21 protein-coding genes and 1 riboswitch are annotated in these 20068 nt (G+C 72.6%); of the genes, 14 read left to right on the forward strand and 7 right to left on the reverse strand.

What is annotated here, in order from left to right; genetic code table 11:
• Nucleotides 1-355: 355 nt before the first annotated feature.
• On the reverse strand, nt 356-658 hold the full coding sequence (locus G443_RS11225) for a hypothetical protein (protein WP_155886001.1): 303 nt from the start codon (nt 656-658) through the stop codon (nt 356-358).
• A gap of 186 nt (nt 659-844) precedes the next feature.
• Between G443_RS11225 and G443_RS11230 the strand changes: the two genes are divergently transcribed.
• The 8 genes from G443_RS11230 to map all read left to right on the forward strand — a co-directional run bounded on the left by G443_RS11230 (nt 845) and on the right by map (nt 6274).
• Nucleotides 845-1711, forward strand: coding sequence for a helix-turn-helix domain-containing protein (locus G443_RS11230; protein WP_026417065.1), 867 nt, complete (start codon nt 845-847; stop codon nt 1709-1711).
• Nucleotides 1704-1895 (forward strand): DUF397 domain-containing protein, encoded by a 192-nt coding sequence (locus tag G443_RS11235; protein ID WP_026417066.1) that lies wholly within the window; start codon nt 1704-1706, stop codon nt 1893-1895. The genes G443_RS11230 and G443_RS11235 overlap by 8 nt, the downstream gene beginning before the upstream one ends.
• Before the next feature lie 218 nt (nt 1896-2113).
• On the forward strand, nt 2114-2305 hold the full coding sequence (locus G443_RS11240; RefSeq protein ID WP_026417067.1) for a DUF397 domain-containing protein: 192 nt from the start codon (nt 2114-2116) through the stop codon (nt 2303-2305).
• 245 nt (nt 2306-2550) lie between these two features.
• Nucleotides 2551-2742 (forward strand): DUF397 domain-containing protein, encoded by a 192-nt coding sequence (locus G443_RS11245; protein ID WP_026417068.1) that lies wholly within the window; start codon nt 2551-2553, stop codon nt 2740-2742.
• Nucleotides 2743-2986: 244 nt separating this feature from the next.
• Nucleotides 2987-3175 carry a DUF397 domain-containing protein gene (locus tag G443_RS11250; protein ID WP_026417069.1) on the forward strand — a complete coding sequence of 63 codons (189 nt, stop codon included), beginning with the start codon at nt 2987-2989 and terminating at the stop codon, nt 3173-3175.
• Between the two features lie 262 nt (nt 3176-3437).
• The gene (locus tag G443_RS11255; protein ID WP_035291244.1) at nt 3438-4211 is read left to right on the forward strand and encodes a DUF8817 family protein; all 774 of its coding nucleotides are present in this window, start codon (nt 3438-3440) and stop codon (nt 4209-4211) included.
• Between the two features lie 386 nt (nt 4212-4597).
• Nucleotides 4598-4852 carry a DUF397 domain-containing protein gene (locus tag G443_RS11260; RefSeq protein WP_081715172.1) on the forward strand — a complete coding sequence of 85 codons (255 nt, stop codon included), beginning with the start codon at nt 4598-4600 and terminating at the stop codon, nt 4850-4852.
• 654 nt (nt 4853-5506) lie between these two features.
• Nucleotides 5507-6274: a type I methionyl aminopeptidase gene (map, locus tag G443_RS11265; RefSeq protein WP_026417071.1), complete on the forward strand. Its 768-nt coding sequence runs from the start codon at nt 5507-5509 to the stop codon at nt 6272-6274.
• A gap of 6 nt (nt 6275-6280) precedes the next feature.
• Here the strand turns inward: map and mgtE are convergent, their stop codons facing one another.
• The 4 genes from mgtE to G443_RS11285 all read right to left on the reverse strand — a co-directional run bounded on the left by mgtE (nt 6281) and on the right by G443_RS11285 (nt 10943).
• Entirely contained in the window at nt 6281-7612 is a 1332-nt protein-coding gene (gene mgtE / locus G443_RS11270) for a magnesium transporter (RefSeq protein WP_026417072.1), read from the reverse strand.
• Between the two features lie 145 nt (nt 7613-7757).
• Nucleotides 7758-9104 carry a M14 family metallopeptidase gene (locus G443_RS11275; protein ID WP_026417073.1) on the reverse strand — a complete coding sequence of 449 codons (1347 nt, stop codon included), beginning with the start codon at nt 9102-9104 and terminating at the stop codon, nt 7758-7760.
• Between the two features lie 288 nt (nt 9105-9392).
• Nucleotides 9393-10031 (reverse strand): nicotinamide mononucleotide transporter family protein, encoded by a 639-nt coding sequence (locus G443_RS11280; RefSeq protein WP_026417074.1) that lies wholly within the window; start codon nt 10029-10031, stop codon nt 9393-9395.
• Nucleotides 10032-10107: 76 nt separating this feature from the next.
• A riboswitch (FMN riboswitch) is annotated at nt 10108-10250 on the reverse strand.
• 321 nt (nt 10251-10571) lie between these two features.
• On the reverse strand, nt 10572-10943 hold the full coding sequence (locus G443_RS11285) for a GNAT family N-acetyltransferase (protein ID WP_051313238.1): 372 nt from the start codon (nt 10941-10943) through the stop codon (nt 10572-10574).
• A 275-nt stretch (nt 10944-11218) separates the two neighbouring features.
• Here G443_RS11285 and G443_RS11290 point away from each other — a divergent pair, with 275 nt between their 5' ends.
• A complete protein-coding gene (locus tag G443_RS11290) occupies nt 11219-12424 on the forward strand; it encodes a PucR family transcriptional regulator (RefSeq protein ID WP_051313240.1) in 1206 nt (401 codons plus the stop codon).
• Nucleotides 12425-12767: 343 nt separating this feature from the next.
• Here G443_RS11290 and G443_RS11295 read toward each other — a convergent pair whose 3' ends face one another.
• Nucleotides 12768-13706, reverse strand: coding sequence for an aldo/keto reductase (locus G443_RS11295; protein WP_026417076.1), 939 nt, complete (start codon nt 13704-13706; stop codon nt 12768-12770).
• A 381-nt stretch (nt 13707-14087) separates the two neighbouring features.
• On the opposite strand from G443_RS11295, the gene G443_RS11300 reads away from it, so the two are divergent.
• The 5 genes from G443_RS11300 (at nt 14088) to G443_RS11320 (ending at nt 19148) form a co-directional block, all read left to right on the forward strand.
• Nucleotides 14088-15038: an ACP S-malonyltransferase gene (locus G443_RS11300; protein ID WP_026417077.1), complete on the forward strand. Its 951-nt coding sequence runs from the start codon at nt 14088-14090 to the stop codon at nt 15036-15038.
• Complete coding sequence (locus G443_RS11305) at nt 15035-16021, forward strand: beta-ketoacyl-ACP synthase III (protein ID WP_026417078.1); 987 nt, start codon at nt 15035-15037, stop codon at nt 16019-16021. Before G443_RS11300 ends, G443_RS11305 begins: the two co-directional genes overlap by 4 nt.
• A gap of 160 nt (nt 16022-16181) precedes the next feature.
• Entirely contained in the window at nt 16182-16421 is a 240-nt protein-coding gene (locus G443_RS11310) for an acyl carrier protein (protein ID WP_026417079.1), read from the forward strand.
• A complete protein-coding gene (locus G443_RS11315) occupies nt 16418-17641 on the forward strand; it encodes a beta-ketoacyl-[acyl-carrier-protein] synthase family protein (RefSeq protein ID WP_026417080.1) in 1224 nt (407 codons plus the stop codon). Before G443_RS11310 ends, G443_RS11315 begins: the two co-directional genes overlap by 4 nt.
• Nucleotides 17642-17693: 52 nt before the next feature.
• Nucleotides 17694-19148: an acyl-CoA carboxylase subunit beta gene (locus G443_RS11320; RefSeq protein ID WP_026417081.1), complete on the forward strand. Its 1455-nt coding sequence runs from the start codon at nt 17694-17696 to the stop codon at nt 19146-19148.
• 301 nt (nt 19149-19449) lie between these two features.
• Here the strand turns inward: G443_RS11320 and G443_RS11325 are convergent, their stop codons facing one another.
• Nucleotides 19450-20049: a hypothetical protein gene (locus G443_RS11325; protein WP_155886003.1), complete on the reverse strand. Its 600-nt coding sequence runs from the start codon at nt 20047-20049 to the stop codon at nt 19450-19452.
• Nucleotides 20050-20068: the final 19 nt, after the last annotated feature.

A 20068-nucleotide genomic window follows, 5' to 3' on the forward strand; every position in this document is an offset into this window, starting at 1 on the left:
GACGCGCCGCCCCGCGGGCGGACCGGCGCGTTCGTCCCAGTAGCCGGGAGAACCGTGTCCGGTGCCGGCCACTCCCGGCGACCGACCGAAGTGGACCGGGGCGCGGACCAGGACCTCCGGCCCCAGCTCCAGCTCCAGGGCCAGGGCCAGGCCCAGTAGCCGGGAAGCTGCCGCCGGCCGGAGACCCAGGGGCACCGGCGCGACCCGCCCGCCCAACTCCAGGGAACGGTCGTCGGCGACCGCGTGGCCCTCGGGCCAGGGCATCGTGCCGCGATCGCGACGGACCGCACCACCCGAACGGCCGGCCGCGCACGGGCGGAGCCTGGCTCGCACCCGCCCCGCCCGTGCCGCCGTGTCAGGAGTGCGGCCAGACGAGCCGGGTGGGCCGCACGATCGCGGCGAGCCGGCGGGCTTCCTCCGGTGTCCCACTGGAGGCGAAGAGGTTCCCGTTGGGGAAGGCCAGCAGCGAGGAGTCGCCCAGCGACATCCCCCAGTACCGGACCGAGGACGGGTCGGGGTCGACCGTGGAGCGGTCCGCGTCGCACAACGCGAACACCCGAGGCGCACAGGCCGCGAGTTGCCGAGCCGTGGGGACATCCCCGCCGAACCAGCGACGACCCAGCCAGGCCAACGAGCGGTGAGGTGGCAGATCCGACATGACAGGAACCCTTCCAGTCGTGGATGTGCTACTCCGATCAAGCATGGCGAACCTATCGCGAAACGTTTCGTGGAACGATCACCCAAACGAGCGGTGGTGTGATCCGCATCCCGCACGCCAGGCTGAGTGCGCCAGCCACGTCGGCTGCGCGAAGATCTGGTGATGCGCGAAGGGGAGATCCGACCCATGGCTGACCGCACCGACCCGTCGGCACTGCGTTGGTTGATCGGCGTGGAACTCGCCAACTACCGGCGGCAGACGGGACTCTCGCTGTCGAAGGTGGCCGCTCAGCTTCCGTTCACGAAGTCGAAGCTCGCGCACATGGAGAGCGGCAACCACCAGCAGTACCCGGACGACGTGGCCACGGTCCTCGCCTTCTACGGGGTGCCGCAACGGGACATCGACCGCTTGTGCTCGCTCGCGGGCAGCTCGGACAGCCGCGCCTGGTGGGCCCCTTGGTCCCATGTCATGCCCGACTGGCTTCGGACCTTCATTGGCCTGGAAGGACTTGCCGAGTCCGAGTTCGTCTACGAGCCGACGGTCATCCCCGGACTGCTGCAGACTGAGGAGTACGCGCAGGAACTCACGCGCGCGACCGGCTTCGTCCGGGCCGACCACAACGAACGCTTCTCCGGGTTCCGACTCGCCAGGGCTCAGCGGCTCACCGGGCCGGCTCCGCTGAAACTGCAAGCGGTTGTTGGCGAGGCCGCCCTCCGCCTTGCCGTTGGCACCGAGCAGACGAGGCAGGACCAGTACAAACACCTGCTCGAACTCGCTCGACTCCCCAACGTGACGCTCCAGTTCGTGACACCCGAGCGCGGACCACACGCGGCCCTCCTGGGGCCGTACTACACCTTCGACTTCACCCTGGCCCGATCGATCGCCTACGCGGAGCTGCTCGACGGCGCCGTCTACGTGCAGGATTTCGACCAGGTCACGTCCTATAAGATGGCTGCGGAGAGCGCACGGTCCGTCGCGCTCTCCCCGGACGAGTCCATCACTCTCCTCCAGGACATGATCGAGGCAAGTGAGCCAGGAGGCCACCATGAATAGCACCAACCTTGCTGATGCTTTCTGGCGCAAGTCCTCCCGCAGCACCAATAACGGAACATGCGTCGAAGTTGCTGGTGGGGTTGGCTGGGCGGCCATCCGGGACTCCAAGAACCCGGAGGGTGGCGCACTCATCCTCCGCCCCGCCCAGTACCGGAGCTTCATCCACTCCGTCAAGCGGGGCTAACCGAGTCCACCTACGACATCCGCCGGGAAGCTGTTGCCCGCGTATCAGGGGCAGGAGCGCGACCGAGAACGCACGATACGGGCTTCCCGGCGGCGGTCCTGCTGCCGCACACTGGGATGTGCCCTGCCCGCACCGCGCCCCGAACGGCGAAGCCACGGTCGCGTTAGCGGCATCCCGCTGACGAGGCCGGTCTCGCAGCAGGAAGGACGGCAGCCGACATGCATCCCCTCCAGCTCCCCACCGCATGCTGGCGGAAGTCCAGCCACAGCACCAACAACGGGAACTGCGTCGAGATCGCCACCGGCACCGGCTGGGCCGCCATCCGCGACTCCAAGAACCCGGAGGGTGGCATGCTCCTCCTCGACCATGCCCGCTACCAGGACTTCGTCCGCTCCCTCCAGAACATCTGACCAAGGCCTGGCTTCAGCAGCGGCGGGAAAGCCCGCCCGCACCGCTCCTGACCCCAACCCGCGCGGGGGCGCTGGAGACTGAGTCTCGTGCTACTCCCCCAGCGTCGCCGGCCGAACCGCCCTCGCGTCGGGAGCCGCCCGCTCGCGATCCCTCGCAGCCGCGAAAGCAGCAGCAGGGGCGAGCGTTCCTCGCCAACGACACACCGCAGCGCGTCGCCATTCCCCGCAGGAAGGACGGCAGCCCCATGACCACTCCCCAGCTCTCGACCGCACGGTGGCGGAAGTCCAGTCACAGCACCAACAACGGCATGTGCGTCGAGATCGCCACCGGCACCGGCTGGGCCGCCATCCGCGACTCCAAGAACCCGGACGGCGGCGCACTCCTTCTCGGCCCCACCCAGTACCGGAACTTCCTCCGCTCCCTCAAGAACAGCTGACCGAAGCTCGGCGTCGACAACAGCAGGAAAGCGGCCCACACTGCCCGCCCCGCCGACAGCGGCGCGGGTCATGAGCTTTCCTCCTGCCTCCCCAGCACCGGGAGCCGTCCCGTCCTGCCCACCCGGCGACGCCGCCCACTCGCGATCGCCCGAAGCCGGGGAGGCACCGGTAGGGGCGAGCCTTCGTCGCCGACGACATCCCGCAGCCGCGTCCCCATCCACACCAGGAAGGGCGGCAGCCCACATGAACCCTCCCCACCTCCTCACCGCCCGCTGGCGGAAGTCCAGCCACAGCGCCAACAACGGCGCGTGCGTGGAGATCGCCACCGGCACCGACTGGGCCGCCATCCGAGACTCCAAGAACCCCGGCGGCCCCGCCCTCCTGCTCACCCACACCCAGTTCCGGAGCTTCCTCGCCGCCCTCCGACGCTGACGGGGAAAGGCGAGCACCCGGCAGGCGAACGGCGGCCGCCCGCGTGCGCGGACGTGGTGGCCACGGCCGGGCCCGCCTCCCCGCTCTGCCGCCCCCGCGCCTCCTCGGCTCCCGCCGCGAACGAGCGGCAACGCGACGCCTCCGGCGCCGCATCCTCCCCGCTCGTCAGTCCTCAATGGACTCTCTATGTGCGCGACGGCACCCTGGCAGGCCAGACTGGCCGCCGGCTCGCCCCTGGGCCACGAGCGGAAGGCGGACGAGAGTGACCGAGACGACGACACGACCCACCGAGACGATGGTGCCGACACTGCCCTGCGTCTCCGTGGACGAGACGGCGGACTTCTACGAGGCGATCGGCTTCACCGTCACCTTCCGGCAGACCAAGCCCTACGTCTACCTGGCGATGAACTGGGGCGGCGTGGTGGTGCACTTCGGTTCCGCGCCGCCCGGCACCGACCCCGCCCGGGAGGACGCCGGCGGTTGCCTGGTCATGGTCGACTCGGTGGCCCCGTACCACGCGGCCATCACCCAGGCCATGCGCCAGGCCTACGGGAAGGTGCTCGCGAAGGGGCGGCCGAGGATCACCCGCTACCGGCCGGGCGCGACCCGGTTCACCCTGGTCGACCCCACCGGGAACTCGCTCATCTTCATCCAGCGCGACGAGCCGGAGGAACTGGAGTACGGCGGCTCGAAGAAGCTGACCGGGCTGGCCAGGGTGTTGGACAACGTGCGGAACTTCCGCGAGTTCAAGAACGACGACCAGGCCGCCGTGCGGGCCCTGCGGTCCTGGCTTCGCCGGCACGGCGACCAGGCCCCGCCGGTGGAGCGGGCGCTCGCCCTGGCCACCCTGGTGGAAGCACTGGTCGCGTTGGAGTCGCGCGAGGAGGCGGAGGACGCGATGGCGACGCTGCGGACGATCCCGCTCGGCGAGGAGGAACGTCGCCGGGTGGAGGCGGAGTTGGCCCACGTGGCGAACCTGAACCGCTGGCTCGACGGTGACGAGCCGACCTCCGGCCCGGACACCGGGAAAGACTGATCCCGATCACGGGCCAGGGCCGCCCGCCGGGGCACCCGCGCCCGGCACCGACTCGTCGTCGACCTCCGTGCCGGCGGCGGGGTGGTGGGAGTAGCGGCCCTGACCGGGTTCCCGGCTCCGCCGGCACTGCGACCACGTCCCGTGCCGGCGGAACGGGTCACCTCGTCGCCGCTCCGCTGGGCGTGGCCACGGGGTCGGTGGTCGAGGAGTCGAACGACAGCCGCTCCACCCGACCCGCGTCCCCAGGGATGACGCGGGCCGTCGGACGACGATCTCACTCTATAGATACTGGTAACTGGCGGTAACACTCTGGTAACACAGAGGGTGTTAAAATCCCTGCCCCCTGCTGACGGCGTTGTCAGCAGGAAACCGATCAGGAGCCCGCCATGGCCGTCCTCTCCGCCGCCACCACCCGCCCCCTGTCCGCCACCGCCGAGCAGACATCCCGGACGACCGACGGCCACCACTGGCGGAAATCCTCCCGGAGCACCAACAAGAGCGCGTGCGTGGAGATCGCGACCGATCCACGCGGAGCGGCCATCCGGGACTCCAAGAACCCCTCCGGCGGCATCCTGACCCTCACCGCCACCCAGTACGGCCAGTTCCTGGCCGCCGTGAAGGCGGGCCACGCACTGCGCTGATCGAGCCGTCCTCGGGGCCGCCGCGCTTCGGCGGCGGCCCCACGCCGTGTCGACCTCGCCCGAGTCCTCAACGACCACCCCCCTCAACGACCCCTTCGACCACCCGACCCTCGACCGCCCGGGGCTCGGCGGGCCGGTAGCGGGAACGCAGTCAGCGCTGTCCGGCCCCCACCCCGGTTGGCCGGGTGCCGCGCACCAGCTGGTCCGGCGCGAGGCCGCTCGGAGCACCTCCCCGACTCCCACGAGTCCCGTCCACCCCGGGCTCCGGAGGGCCGCCGCACCCGATTCCCGGCCCGGACGCCCAGCGGTGGGGCGGGAGCGCCCTCCGGGCGGCGGCCCGGCCTCCACCCCCTGGTCCCGTGATCGCCGCCGGGAGCCGGCCAGCGGGGCACCGCCCCCGGCCGACGTCCGAGGCAGACCGGGCCGGGTCGCCGGCCGCCGACCCGACGCGGAAGGCGATCACGACGATGCGACCGACCCCGGACCGCCCCATGCCCCACCGGCGGTGGCGCCCGCTCCGCGACCCGCCCCGCCCCGATCGGCACGCGGCCCAGCCACCCGCGCGCTCGACCACCCCGTCCGAACGGCGGACGCCCTCCGCGCCTCGGCGGTACCGGTACTACTGTTCGCCTGGCGACGAGGAACGGGGAGAACGTGGTCGAGCTGAAGACACCCGGCGAACTGGAGGCCATGCGGGAGGCCGGCCGGGTGGTGGCCAGGGCGCTCGCCGCCGTCCGCCAGCACGTCCAGCCGGGGGTGCACCTGCTGGAACTCGACGCGATCGCGCACACCATGATCAGGGACGCCGGCGCCCAGCCGTCCTTCCTCGGCTACCGCCCGCACTTCGCCCCCACCCCGTTCCCCGGCTCCATCTGCACCTCGGTGAACGACGTCATCGTGCACGGCATCCCGGACCGCTCCCGGCTCGCCGAGGGCGACCTGCTCAGCGTCGACTGCGGGGCGGTGCTCGACGGCTGGCACGGTGACTCGGCGATCAGCCTCGTCGTCGGCGAGGCCCGCCCCGAGGACCTCGAACTCATCGACAACACCACCCGTGCGATGGAGGCCGGGATCCTGGCGGCCCGGGTGGACGGGCGGCTCGGCGACATCTCGGCCGCGATCGGGGCGATCGGTCGGAAGGCCGGGTACGGCATCCTGCGGGACTTCGGCGGGCACGGCGTCGGTCGCGCGTTGCACGAGGCCCCGCACCTGCCGAACGACGGGACGCGCGGGCACGGTCCCCTGCTGCGGCCCGGTCTGGTGCTGGCGATCGAACCGATGTTCACCGCCGGTGGTTCCCACGACCACACCACGGACGCGGACGGGTGGGCGCTGCGCACCGCCGACGGTTCCCGCGCCGCCCACGTCGAACACACCGTCGCGGTGACCGACGACGGGCCCGTCGTCCTCACTCTCCCGTGAGGACGATCAGAGCCCGAGCACCACGCGCGCGGTCATGAAGTAGATGATCAGCCCGGTGGCGTCGACCAGGGTGGTGACCATCGGGGCGCTGACCACCGCCGGGTCCACCCCGAGCTTCTTCGCGAGCAGGGGCATGCTCCCGCCCACGATCGCCGCCCAGGTGCACACCACCACCAGGGACACCGCGACGACCGCGGCGAGGTCGAAGCCCACGAGCAACCCGCCGATCAGCAGACCGATGAGGGCGAGCGCGACACCGAGGAGCAGGCCCACCCGGCCCTCCCGCCACACCACCTTGGGCAGGTCGCCCAGCCGCACGTCGCCGACGGCGATCGCCCGGACGATCGAGGTCGCCGACTGGGAGCCGGCGTTGCCGCCGCTGCCGGTGATGAGCGGGATGAACAGGGCCAGCGCGGTGACCTCGGCGAGGTTGTCCTCGAAGTACTGGAGGACGTTGACGGTGAGGGTCGCCGCGACGATGAGCAACAGCAGCCACACGACCCGGGACCGGGCGAGCTTGACGACGCTGGCCGACAGGTAGGGCTGGCCCAGCGGGCTGGCACCGGCCTGCCGTTCGACGTCCTCGGTGTCGGCCGCCTCGATGACCTCCAACGCGTCGTCGAAGGTGAGCAGCCCCAGCAGCCGGTTCTCGCTGTCCACCACCGGCAGGGCCAGCAGGTTCGCCTCCTGCATCAGCCGGGCGGCGGCCTCGGCCTCATCGGTGGCCGCGGCGGTGGGCACCTCCACGTCGGTGAGGTCGTCGATCCGTTGCTCGGGGTGCCCGGTGACCAGGCTCCGCAGTGAGATGACGCCGATGAGGTAACGGCCGTCGTCCACCACGGGCAGCGTGTAGACGGTCTCCGCCGAGCGGCCCTTGGTCCGGACTACGCGCAGCGCCTCGGAGACGTCGAGGGTGCGGTGCAGCGCGACGACCTCGGGCGTCATCACCCGGCCGACGGAGTTCTCCGGGTAGCCGAGCAGGGCCGCCGTCATCTGCCGCTCGCGGAAGCTCAGCCCGGCGAGCACCTTCTTCGCGACCTTCGCCGGCACCTCGTCGATCAGGCGGGCGCGGTCGTCGGGGTCCATCCCCTCCACCAGCTCGCGGGCAGCGCTGTCCCGGAGCCCGGTCAGCACCTCCTGCTGGTGGACCGGATCGAGTTCCTCGAAGACGTCGAGGGCACGTTCCTTGTCCAGCAGCCGGAACGGGACCGCCATCTCGGCGGTGTCCAGCCTGGACAGTTCGGCCGCGATCTCGTGCGGGGGTTGCTCCCGCAACCAGCGCTGGAGTCCGACCAGGTCCTGTCGGTCGAGAAAGTCACGCAGCTGCTCGTCGGTCACGATCTCGCCTCCCGTGTGCCCCAGGGCCAGTCTCCTGCCGTACTGGCCGTCGTCCCGCCAACCGGGCCGCGAGGCGTGGCGCACCGGTCGGGAGCTCGTCAGTGCTCCCGACCGGCAGGCGTCGTCGTCCGCCGAGGTGGTGCCGTCAGCAGCGGCTCAGGGGTTCTCCCACGGTGAGAGAGAAGTCGGCACGCTCGTCGAGCAGCAGCGGAACGAGATTCCGGAGTTGCTGTGCGAGCGGAACCACCGCGCCGTCCGAGTCCTGCCGGACCCGGAGGCCGTGGAGTTGGAGCACCTCACCGTGTTCAGCGAGCTGTTCCGAGGTGAGCCGGTACCCACAGATGCGGTCGCGCTCGATCTCCTCCGGCGCGGGTTCCTCGTTGTCCGCACCACCGAAGTAGACCGGGCCTCGGTTGGCGATGCCCAGGTTACGCGCCATGCCCACCGTCGCGGCCGCTCGGGCACCCCGTTCGAGGACGAACTCGAACGCGCCGTCGATCCCGGACAGCTGGGAGTCGACGCGCCGGCGGTTGTTCAGGGCGGGGTCGGCCAGCTCCTCCTCGGTCAACGCCCTGGTCCGGGTCTCCACGAGCAGCCCGACGGCGTTCTTCACCCCCGCCGCGTTGCGGAGGATCCGCTCCTGGCCGTCGCCGGCGACCTGCCGGATCGGCTCGCCGGTCTCCGGGTCGGTCCACAGGCCGTAGACGCCGCTGGAGAAGCCGTCGGTCTCCACCCGGGGGCGGACGTAGTCCTCGGACAGCTCCTCGGCGAGCGCCCGCACGTCCGGGTGGGCGTTGAGGTTGCGGGGCCAGAGGGAGAGGAAGTCCCGGTCGTAGTAGGGCGGGGTGGGGCCGTACTCGTGGAGGTCGTAGACGATGTCGGGCTGGTGGTCCCGCAGGACGGCCGCGATGGTGCGCGCCTCCCCCGTCTCCAGGGCCAGGTGGTCGCGGTTGATGTCGACGCCGTCGCCGTTCCCCCGGGTGTTGGCGGCACGTCCGTCGGGGTTCGCGGTGGGCATCACCAGGACGGAGGCGGTGCTCAGCAGCCGTTCGACGGCCGGGTCGTCGCTGAGCGCGAGGTCTCGGACCGTCGTCAGGCAGGCCTCCCGTCCGGAGGGCTCGTTGCCGTGCTGGAGGCAGAGCAGGAGGACGGACACCCGCCCCTGGGTGCCGCCCCGGCCCGCCTCCGGCACCGGGTCCCCGATGCGGACGAGGCGGATCGGCCGGCCCTGCTCGGTCGTGGCCAGGACGTCCAGCTCGGCGCGGTCGCTGGTGGCGACGACGGTGTCGAGGAAGGCGGTCTCCTCGTCGAGGGTGGTCCACCGCTCACCACCGGACAGCTCGAAGCCGGTGCGGGGCGTGCCGTCCACACCGGTGTCGCCGCCGGTGTCCTGGGCCGCGGCCGGACTGACTCCGGCCAGGGCGAGGGTGGCCGCCACCGCCACGGTGGCGCTGAGGGAACGGACCTGGGTTCTCCGTGTCGGGATCCGCACGATGTGCTCTCCTCTCCGTGACCGCGCGCTGGGACGATCACGGAGCAAAGCCACCAAACCACGGGGTTCGGGTCAAGACTTGACGCGCACCACACGCTGTGCCTGACCCGCCACCCACCACTCAGGTGAGACCGGCATCACATCCCGGGTTGGGTCGGTGGGTGCCGCCGGCGGGCGGGCGGCACCGCCGAGCACACGCGCCCGCGCACCCTCGGAGGACGTCACTCCGGACCCCAGCCCGGTCCGCCAGGGTGGGGTCCGCGCGCATCACCCGCGGCGGCGGGACGCTCAGCCGGACGCCGCCGGGGAGGTCTCGCTCCGCTCGATCGCGGACGCGCTGCGCCGCCAGCTCAGCCAACCGCGCACGACCAACACCGCGAAGACCACGTAGACCAGTGCGCTGAACCAGAGCCCCGACGCGAACTGGAGCGGGACACCGACCGCGTCGACCGCCAACCAGACCAGCCAGAACTCGGTGAGCCCTCGGCCCTGCGCGGCGAAGGCGACCACGGTGCCGACGAAGATCCAGGCGTCGGGCCAGGGCGCCCACGAGGCGTCGAGCGCGTCGAGCAGCAACGCGACGGCCGCCGTGCCGCCGACCATGGCGAGGGCCAGCACGACCCGTTCCACACCGGTGGCCGAGCGGACCGTCACCCCGTAGACCGGGTCCCGGCGCCTGGTCCACGCCCACCAGCCGTAGACCGAGATCAGCAGGATCACCACCTGGCGGACGGCCAGGCCACCGAGCTGCGCCGACAGGTAGACGCTGAAGAGCAGCACCGTGGCCGCCACCTGGACCGGCCAGGTCCACAACGTCCGCCGCTGCGCCAGGTACACCACCGCCAGCGCGCACAGCTGCCCGATCAGCTCCGCCCACGAGACCTGCTGCCCGAACAGCGTCAGCTGGTGCTCCACCAGAACGTTCACGCGTCCTCCTACGGCCGTCCCCGGCGGTCGGCACGACGCGACGCGGGCACGCCGATGGCACGACGACACCCGCCCGCGTGCGCTGCCTCCCATCCGGACTGTCACCGTCGGTTCCGGAATCCCACCGGATCAACCGGCATCCCGTGCTGGTCGCACGGCGACGCCGGGTCGCGGACTCTCACCGCCGGTTCGGAATTCCACCGAGCCCCGGAGCGCACTCTGCTCGGCATCTCGAACCCGTGCCGCGCCTCCGATATTCCACGGTCCCCCGTGACCGCGGCCACGGGTCGACGTGCGCGCCGCGACGGGGACGCGAGGACGGCGGGCATCCTCCGTCCCTGCCACCAGGACGGGGACGAGTGGACCAGGCCGGGCCAGCCGCCGGGCGCGCTGCGGAACACCAGGATCGGGAGCGGGACCATCGGGCACGACGGGAGAAGTCCACCACCACCCGGTCAGCGCGCCACCAGGGGCGGGAGGTGGGTCGGCGACGACGCGACAGGGCACTCCCCCTGGGTGAACCGTCCTCCCGCCGCCCGCTCAGCCAGCGGTCCCGGCACCGCCCCACCGCTCGGTCCACTCCTCCCGGAGCACACCCGTGATCACCGCGTCGTGACCCAGCCCGCCCACCGCCGGTCCCGCCACGGGCGGCGCTCCTCCCGGTAGCCCCAACCGCTGGCCCACCCGGATCGTGCCGGGGTTGCCCGAGTAGGTGGCGTAGTCGAGGCGGAGCGCGTCGGTCGCGGCGAAGAGGTAGTCGGTCCACAGCCGCAGGGCGGTCGTACCGCACCCCCGGACCCAGCTCGTCTCGTCGAAGAGCAGCGGACCGAGCCGACGCCAGTCCGTCAACTCGCACTCCCGGTACCAGCTGACCTGGCCGAGGAGCTGGTCGGTGCCGCCACCGGCCACCACGAGACCGCTCCGGGGCGTCGGTCTCGCCGCCGGGTCCGCTCGGCCACCCGGCGCGCCGGTCGACCCACCGCTCGGCGTCCCCCGGCGTCGGCGGACCGCCACCCCCGCGACGCCGGGAGGTCGTCGATCCGCCAGCCACGCAGCACGACGCCGTCGGTGTCGGCACCGAGTCGAAGGTCCATCGCGTCATCGTCACCCCGGCCCCACCTCGGGGAGGACCGGGTCCGCGATGCCCCTGCCGCAGCGGTCACCGGCGACGTGGGATTCTGGCCGTTATGCGCACGGCCGACGACCCCGGGCACTCCGCGTCCGGAATGTCCGGGAAGACGATGCGGAGCCTGGAGTACGCCTCCGGGGAACTGGCCACCGCCAGCGTCACCGCCATGGAGCGGAAGCTCCCGTGGTTCCGACGGCTGCCCGCCGACCAACGCGCCAGCGTGCTCCTGATCACCCAGATCGGGGTGTCCGGTTTCCTCGAGTGGCTCCGCAGCCCCGACGCGGCCCTCCGACTGAGCACCGAGGCGTTCCGCGCGGCTCCCCGCGACCTGTCCCGCTGGATGAGCCTGCGGCAGACGGTGGAGCTGGTGCGCACCGCGATCGACACCTTCGAGAAGCGGTTGCCGGAGTTCGCCGGCAACGCCGAGGAGAAGGCCGTCCTCACCGACGCGATCCTCCGCTTCGGCCGCGAGATCGCGTTCTCCGCCGCGACCTCCTACGCGGCCGCCGCCGAGGCCAGGGGCGCCTGGGACGCCCGGCTGGAGGCGTTGATCGTGGACGGCATCGTCCGGGGCGACGCCGAGGAGTCGCTGCTCTCCCGGGCGTCCGCGCTGGGCTGGGACCAGCCGGTCGCGGCGACCGTGCTCGTCGGCAACCCGCCGTCCACCGATCCGCAGGAGGTCCTGTACGAGGTGCGGAGCCGGGCGGCCCGGTTGGGGCGGCCGGCCCTGCTGGGCGTGCAGGGCTCCCGCCTCGTCGTGGTCCTGGGTGGGACGATCGACGAGGCCGACGCCGACGCGGTGCTGCCCCGGATCAGTGAGGCCTTCGGTGAGGGTCCGGTGGTGGCCGGCCCGACGACTGACAGCCTCGCCGAGGCGCACCGGTCGGCCGACGACGCGCTGTCCGGGCTGCGCGCCGTGGTGGCCTGGCCCTCAGCTCCCCGCCCCGTCCGGTCGATCGAGCTGCTGCCGGAACGGGCCCTCGCCGGCGATCCGGAGGCCGAACGGCAGCTGGTCGAACAGGTGATGCTGCCGCTCGTGGACAGCAGCGGCGGGCTCCTCGACACCGTGGAGGCGTACCTGGAGGTCGGTGGCGTGCTGGAGAGCTGCGCACGCGCGCTGTTCGTCCACCCCAACACGGTCCGCTACCGGCTCCGCCGGATCAGCGAGGTCACCGGCTACAACCCGGCGGACCCCCGCGACTCGCTCGTGCTCCAGGTCGCGTTGAAGGTGGGACGGCTGGCCCAGGCGCGGGGGCTCTGGTGACCCGACCCCGAGGCGCGGACGGCCGCACCAGCCGCGCGACGGGACCACGGACGGCTGATCGACGTCCTCCACCCGGCCAGCCCGGCCCCCGCGCGAACCGCTGACACGAACGCCGGGGTGACCTGGTGCCTCGCCGACGCCCCGCACCGGCACCGGGCCGGGAACCGCGCTCCACGACGAGCCGCGCTCCACGACGAGCCTCCCGTCGCTCCGACGCGGCGCCCGACCGGGCGCCCGGGCCGGGGCGGTGGGGCACCCGGGCGACCGCCCCCACCGGCCGCTACCCCGGTCGGTGCGCGAACCTGGACGGCGGCACAACCCCGGCAGCCAGCCCGAACCGGGCTCAGGACGAGGCGCTGGTGAGCGCGGCCACCTCGTCCTCGCTCAGCTCGACGTCGGCCAACGGCAGCAGCTCGGCGAGCTGCCCGGCCGTCCGGGCACTGGCCAACGCCGAGGTGACGGTGGGTTGGGCCACCAACCACGCCAAGGACACTGCTGCGACGGGGACACCCCGGTCCGCGGCGACGCGGTCCAGCTCGGCCAGGACCCGCTCCCCCCGTTCGTCGAGGTAGGCGAGCGCCCCGGACGCCCTCGGGCTGGAGTGCTCCTGCCCCGACGCGGACCGGTACCGGCCGGTGAGGAAACCCTTGGCGAGGGAGAAGTAGGGGAACACCGCCAGCCCCTCCCGCCGCGCCAGCGCCTCCAGCTCCCCCTCGAAACCCGACCGCTCCACCAGGTTGTAGTGCGGCTGGAGCGCGACGTACCGGGCGAGTCCCGACTCGTCGGAGATCCGCAGCGCCTCCGCCAGCCGGTCCGCCGTGTGGTTGGACGCGGCGATGTGGCGCACCTTGCCGGCCCGGACGAGCTCGTCGAACGCGGTCAGCGTCTCCTCCAGCGGCGTCTCCTGGTCGTCGACATGCGCGTAGTAGAGGTCGATCCGGTCGGTGCCCAGCCGGCGGAGCGAGTCCTCCGCCGCCGCGCGGATGTTCGCCGCCGAGAGGCCGGGACGTTCCGACCACATGCCCACCTTGGTGGCGATGACCAGGTCGTCGCGGTTGCCCCGGGACGTCATCCAGCTACCGAGGACCCGCTCCGACTCTCCCCCCTCGTGACCGGGTATCCACGCCGAGTACACGTCGGCGGTGTCCACGAAGTTCCCGCCCGCCGCCACGTAGGCGTCGAGCACCTCGAACGAACGCCGCTCGTCGGCCGTCCAGCCGAACACGTTCCCGCCCAGGTTCAGCGGGTGCACCACCAGGTCCGTGTCACCGATTCTCCGCATGCCGTCACCCTACGGACGGAGATCACGACCAGAGCCGTGCCCGCCGGCCGGCCCACCCGACCCCGCCGTTCGCCCGCCCGTCCGAGGCGCCACGCCGGGTGGGGACCAGAAGCCCTGGTGCCGCTGGCCGTCGCGCGCGGAGCCGGCGCACCGGGCCGGGGCGGCCGGGATCCCCTGGCGCGCTGCCGTGGTGGCGCGGACGCCCGGCGGCGGTCCGAACCGACCCCAGCCCAGGACCCCAGGGCGTGACCCCTGTCACCCCTGAGTCACCTCCCCCGGCTCCCCTCCCAGGGAGGACGGAGGGGTTGTAGGTATTCCACAACATCGCGGGACGGACTTCGTCTCCCCCGGCATCCCAGCCGCCCGGGCGTGCCGTGTTCAGTGAATGACGTGATCGCGCTCCTCGCTCCGGGACAGGGCTCCCAGGCCCCCGGCATGCTCTCGCCGTGGCTGGAACTGGACGGTGCCCGTGACCGGATCGAGGCCTGGTCGGAGGCGACCGGCCTCGACCTCGTCCGGCTGGGCACGGAGGCGGACGCCGACGAGATCAAGGACACGGCCATCACCCAGCCGCTGATCGTGGCGTTGTCACTGCTGGCGCTGGAGGAGCTGCGGCGTCGCGTGGACCTGCCGCCCGGCGTGCCCGTCGCCGGCCACTCGGTGGGCGAACTCGCGGCGGCGGCCGCCGCCGGGGTGCTCTCGCCGGCGGACGCCGTCGAGCTGGCCGCCGTGCGGGGCCGGGAGATGGCCGGTGCGTGCGCCCTGGAACCCACCGGGATGTCCGCCGTGCTCGGCGGGGACCGCGACGAGGTCCTCTCCGCCCTGGCCGAACTCAGCCTCGACGCGGCGAACCACAACGCGACCGGCCAGATCGTGGCGGCGGGCAAGATCTCCGCGTTGCAGGAACTGGCCTCCGAACCCCCTTCGGGTGCCCGGGTCCGCCCGCTGGCCGTCGCCGGCGCCTTCCACACCCGCTTCATGGCGCCCGCCGAGGAGGCCCTGCGGCTCCGGGTCGAGGCCCTGTCGGTGTCCGACCCGGTGACGCCCCTGTTGTCGAACGCCGACGGCCGCCCGGTGGAGAGCGGCGCGGACATGATGTCCCGGCTCGTCGCGCAGGTGACCCGTCCGGTGGACTGGTACTCGTGCATGGCCACGCTGGTGGACCTGGGAGTGGCGGCGGTGGTGGAGCTGCCGCCGGCCGGCACGCTCGCCGGGCTGGTCAAGCGGGAACACAAGCTCCCCACCCTGCCGTTGAAGACGCCGGACCACCTGGACCGGGTGGCCGCCTTCATCCACGACCATCACACCGACCTCTCTGGTGGTAACGCGTGACCAAACAACGTCCACGGCTGAGTCTGCGCACCGGACCGGTCGGCACCCGCCTCCTCGGCTTCGGCAGCAGCACCGGGAACCGGGTCGTCACCAACCACGATCTGACGAAACGACTCGACACCTCCGACGAGTGGATCCGCGAACGGGTCGGCATCGTCAGCCGAAAGCTGGCGGACCCGGACCAGTCGTTGGTGACGATGGCGATCGAGGCGGGTTCCAAGGCGATCGCCGACGCCGGTCTGTCGCCCTCCGACCTCGACGCCGTCGTCTTCGCGACCTGCACGATGCCCGGTCCGATCCCGAACGCCGCCGCCCAGACCGCCGACGCGATCGGCATCAAGGCGGGAGCGGCCTTCGACCTGAACGCGGCCTGCGCCGGCTTCAGCTACGCCGTGAACACGGCCTCCGACCTCGTCCGCGGCGGCTCCGCCCGCCGGGTGCTGGTCATCGGCGCCGAGCGGTTCACGGACTGGGTGGACTGGGACGACCGCGCGAACGCCATCATCTTCGCCGACGGCGCGGGCGCGGCCGTGGTGGGCCCGGCGGACGAGCCGATGATCGGCCCGGTGTCCTGGGGCAGCGCGGGTGACCTGTCGCACCTGATCTACCTGCGTGAGGGCCGGTACATCTTCCAGGAGGGGCAGTCGGTGTTCCGCTGGGCGACCACCCAGGTGGCGCCGGTCGCCGAGCGCGCGGTCGAGGCGGCGGGGCTCCAGCTGTCCGACATCGATGCGCTGGTCCCGCACCAGGCGAACGCGCGCATCGTCGACGCGATCGCCAAGCGCCTGCGGTCGAAGGGCGCACGGGAGGACCTGGTGGTGGCCAAGGACATCCAGCACACCGGGAACACCTCCGCCGCCTCCATCCCCATCGCGATCGACCACATGCGGTCCGCGGGGGAACTGAGCAAGGGCGACGTCATGTTGCTCGTCGGCTTCGGCGCGGGCCTGTCCTACGCCAGCCAGGTGGTGGTCTGCCCGTGAGGCGGGTTCCTCCGACGACGCGCCGGGCGCCCCGCGGCCGGTGAGTCCCGCCGGGGCGCACCGCCCCGTTCTCCGTGCGGGTCACCGCACACCACGGACAGCCGAGTCGGGCCACCCGAGCGCCCGACCAGCGGAAAAGCAAGCAGGAAGGACAACGCCAGTGGCGAACGAGGACATCCAGAAGGGTCTCGTCGACATCCTCGTCGAGGTTGCGGGTGTGGAGGCCAACGACGTCGACTTGGACAAGTCGTTCGTCGACGACCTGGACGTCGACTCGCTGTCGATGGTCGAGGTGGCCGTCCAGGCCGAGGACAAGTTCGGGGTGAAGATCCCGGATGACGAGCTGGCCAACCTGAAGACCGTCGGCGATGCGGTGAACTACATCGCCAACAACGCATGACCTCTCCCGAGGTGGTCGTGACCGGGCTCGGCGCGACGACCCCGCTCGGCGGGGACGTCGCGTCGACCTGGGACGCCCTGCTGGCCGGCCGCAGCGGGGTGGGACCCATCAACGCGGACTGGCCGGAGCGGTTCGACCTGCCGGTTCGGATCGCGGCCTCGCTGGCCGTCGAGCCGACCGACGTGCTCGCCAGGGTGGAGGCCCGCCGCTGGGACCGCTGTGAGCAGGTCGCCGTCGTCGCGGCCCGCGAGGCGTGGTCCGACGCCGGCGCCCCCGAGCTGGACCCCGAGCGCCTCGGCGTGGTCGTGGGCACCGGGATCGGCGGGGCCAGCACCCTGCTCGCGCAGGACGACCTGCTGGAGACGGCGGGGCTGCGCAAGGTGTCCCCGCTGACCGTCCCGATGCTCATGCCGAACGGCCCGGCCGCCTGGGTCGGCCTGGAGCTCGGTTCCAAGGGCGGCGTGCACGCCCCGGTGTCGGCCTGCGCCTCCGGCGCCGAGGCCATCGCCTGGGCGTACCGGATGCTGGTGGCCGGTGAGGTGGACGTCGTCGTCGCCGGTGGCGCGGAGGCCGTGATCACGGCACTGCCGGTCGCGGGCTTCGCCCAGGCGCGGACGATGAGCACCCGCAACGACGAGCCGGAGCGGGCGTCGCGGCCCTTCGACACCGGTCGGGACGGGTTCGTGCTCGGTGAGGGCGCCGGGATGATGGTCCTCGAGCGGGCCGAGTTCGCGGCCGCGAGGGGCGCGAAGGTCTACGGGCGGCTGGCCGGCATCGGTACCAGCGCCGACGCCCACCACATCACCGGCCCGGAACCCACGGGTGAGGGCGCGGCCAGGGCGATCCGCAAGGCGATCCGCACCGCCGGTCTCAGCCCGGAGGACGTGGGGCACGTCAACGCCCACGCGACCTCCACCCCGGTCGGCGACGTGGCCGAGGCCGCCGCGATCCGGTCGGCGATCGGCGAACACCCCGTGGTCACCGCCCCGAAGTCCGCGCTCGGGCACATGTTGGGCGCGGCGGGTGCCGTCGAGGCGATCGTGACCGTGCTGTCGCTGCACCACGAGGTCATCCCCCAGACGCTCAACCTCGAGGACCTCGACCCCAAGGTCCAGCTCGACGTCGTGGCCGACGAACCGAGGAAGGCGGGCCTGACGGCCGCCGTGAACGACTCCTTCGGGTTCGGCGGGCACAACGTGGCACTCGCGTTCACCCCGTGATCACCCGTCGTGTCGGGGCGTCGAGCCCCAACACCTGTCGCGAGGAGATTCGATGACCGCCCTGGCAGCTCGTCCGGAGCCGGTGGTTCCCGCCGCCGACTCGGACCCGAGGGACCCGGAACTGCGGTTGTCGCAGCTCCTCGACGCCGGCACGCTGGCACCGATCACGACCCGCGACGCCAGCGGCGTGTTCACCGCCCGCGGTCGGATCGACGGGGTCGACGTGATCACCTACTGCACCGACGCGGCCAGGATGGGCGGCGCGATGGGCACCGAGGGGTGCCAGCGCATCGTGGACGCCATCGACACCGCGCTCGAGGAGGGGTGCCCCGTCATCGGGCTGTGGCACTCCGGCGGAGCGCGGCTGGCCGAGGGTGTCGAGGCCCTCGACGCCGTTGGGCAGGTGTTCGCGGCGATGATCCGCGCCTCCGGCAAGGTGCCGCAGATCTCGGTCGTGCTCGGCCCGGCGGCGGGCGGCGCCGCCTACGGCCCGGCCCTGACCGACGTGGTGATCATGGCGCCGGCCGGCCGCGTGTTCGTCACCGGCCCGGACGTGGTCCGCAGCGTGACCGGCGAGCGGATCGACATGGAGGCGCTCGGCGGTCCGGAGGCGCACGGGAAGAAGTCCGGCGTGGTGCACGTCGTCGCGAACGACGAGCCGGACGCCTACCGTCGGGCCCGGCGCCTGACCGGCCTGTTCTCCCGCCCGGGGGTGCACGACCCGGAGTCGGTGCGGGAGGAGGCCGACCTCCGGGCGCTGCTGCCCGAGCAGGCGAAGCGGGCTTACGACGTGCGTCCCCTGGTCCGCGCCATCCTCGACACCGAGGAGGACGACGAGGGCGTGGTGGGCACCTCCTTCGAGGAGCTCCAGGCCAAGTGGGCGCCCAACATCGTCGTCGGGCTGGGCCGGTTGGGTCAGCGGTCGGTCGGCGTCATCGCCAACAACCCGCTGCGGCGGGGCGGCTGCCTGGACTCGCTGAGCGCGGAGAAGGCGTCCCGTTTCGTGCGGATGTGCGACTCGTTCGGCATCCCGCTGCTGGTGCTGGTCGACGTGCCCGGCTACCTGCCCGGCGTGGGCCAGGAGTGGGACGGCGTGGTGCGGCGCGGCGCGAAGCTGCTGCACGCCTTCGGGGAGGCGGTCGTCCCCCGGGTGACCCTGGTGACCAGGAAGGCGTACGGGGGTGCCTACATCGCGATGAACGCCCGGTCGCTGGGCGCCAACACCGTCTTCGCCTGGCCGGAGGCCGAGGTCGCGGTGATGGGCGCGAAGGCGGCGGTGGGCATCCTCCACCGCAAGGCGCTGGCCGCCGCGGCGGAGGAGGACCGCGAGGAGCTGCACGAGCGGCTCGCCGTGGAACACGAGCGGATCGCCGGCGGCGTGAACCGCGCGATGGCGATCGGGGTCGTCGACGAGGTGATCGAGCCCTCCCAGACCCGACGTCGGGTCGCCGAGGCGTTGGCGGCGGCACCCGCCGCACGCGGCCGGCACGGGAACATCCCGCTCTGACCGCCGCGCGGGGTTCGTCGGCCCCGGTACGGCCGTGCCGGTGAGCCGCCCTCCGCGTTCGTGGGTGGGTGGGGCGATGCCCGGGCCGTCCCGGTGCGCGCCCGCCCTCCGCATGGCCGTCCCGCGCGCGGCCGTGGGGTGTCGGGGAACTCGGCCGACCACGCCCCCGTCTCGGCGCGCTCACGGGGGTCAGCGCACCGGGATCCCCCGCCGGACCCATCTCCTTGCCGTGGGGATCCCCTTCCACCGTCCGCCGCGAGCGGCGGGACCACGACCGCGCCCGTCCGCCTCGTCGCCGTGCTCAGCCGCAGGCGCCCGGGCTCGAACTCCCCGGGCGGCCGCTGTCGAGGCGCAGCTCGCCGCCCTCCACGACCAGCGGGTACACCACCCGCCAGTGGACGCACTCGGCGGGCATCTCGGGTGGGGCGTCGGCGAGGTCCTGACCGCTGACGAAGGTCATCAGAACCCGCAGGCTGTCCTCGGGGCCCTGTTCGACGCGGTGGACGACGACGTGGTCGTCTCGGGTCGACCGGTACCTGCTGAGCCAGTCCTCCTCGGAGGTGTCGCGGACCCGGCGTTCCACCACCGTTGTCGCCCACGAGCCGTAGTCACGCGCGTTGATGGACTCGAAGTGGGCGCTCACGAGAGCGAGGATCGCCTCGTGATCCGGATGTGCCCGCGCGTCGGGGGTCAGCTCGACCCGGACCGGGCCGTCCGGTGCGGGGGGTTCGACCGGCGAGGTGGCCTCGCCCGCTGGCGCCTCGCCCTCGTCGTCCCCCGCGTACCAGCTCCGCCCGAGAGCGCCGACGAGCGCTCCGAGCACCACGGCGATCACCGCGAGCGACACGATCAGCAGGGGAAAGCCGCTGGTCCTCCGGCCGGCTGACTGTCTGGGTGCCACCGGCAAAGGGTGTCACACG

Origin of the sequence: Actinoalloteichus caeruleus DSM 43889, assembly GCF_000429185.2 — a bacterium.
Classification (GTDB): domain Bacteria; phylum Actinomycetota; class Actinomycetes; order Mycobacteriales; family Pseudonocardiaceae; genus Actinoalloteichus_B; species Actinoalloteichus_B caeruleus.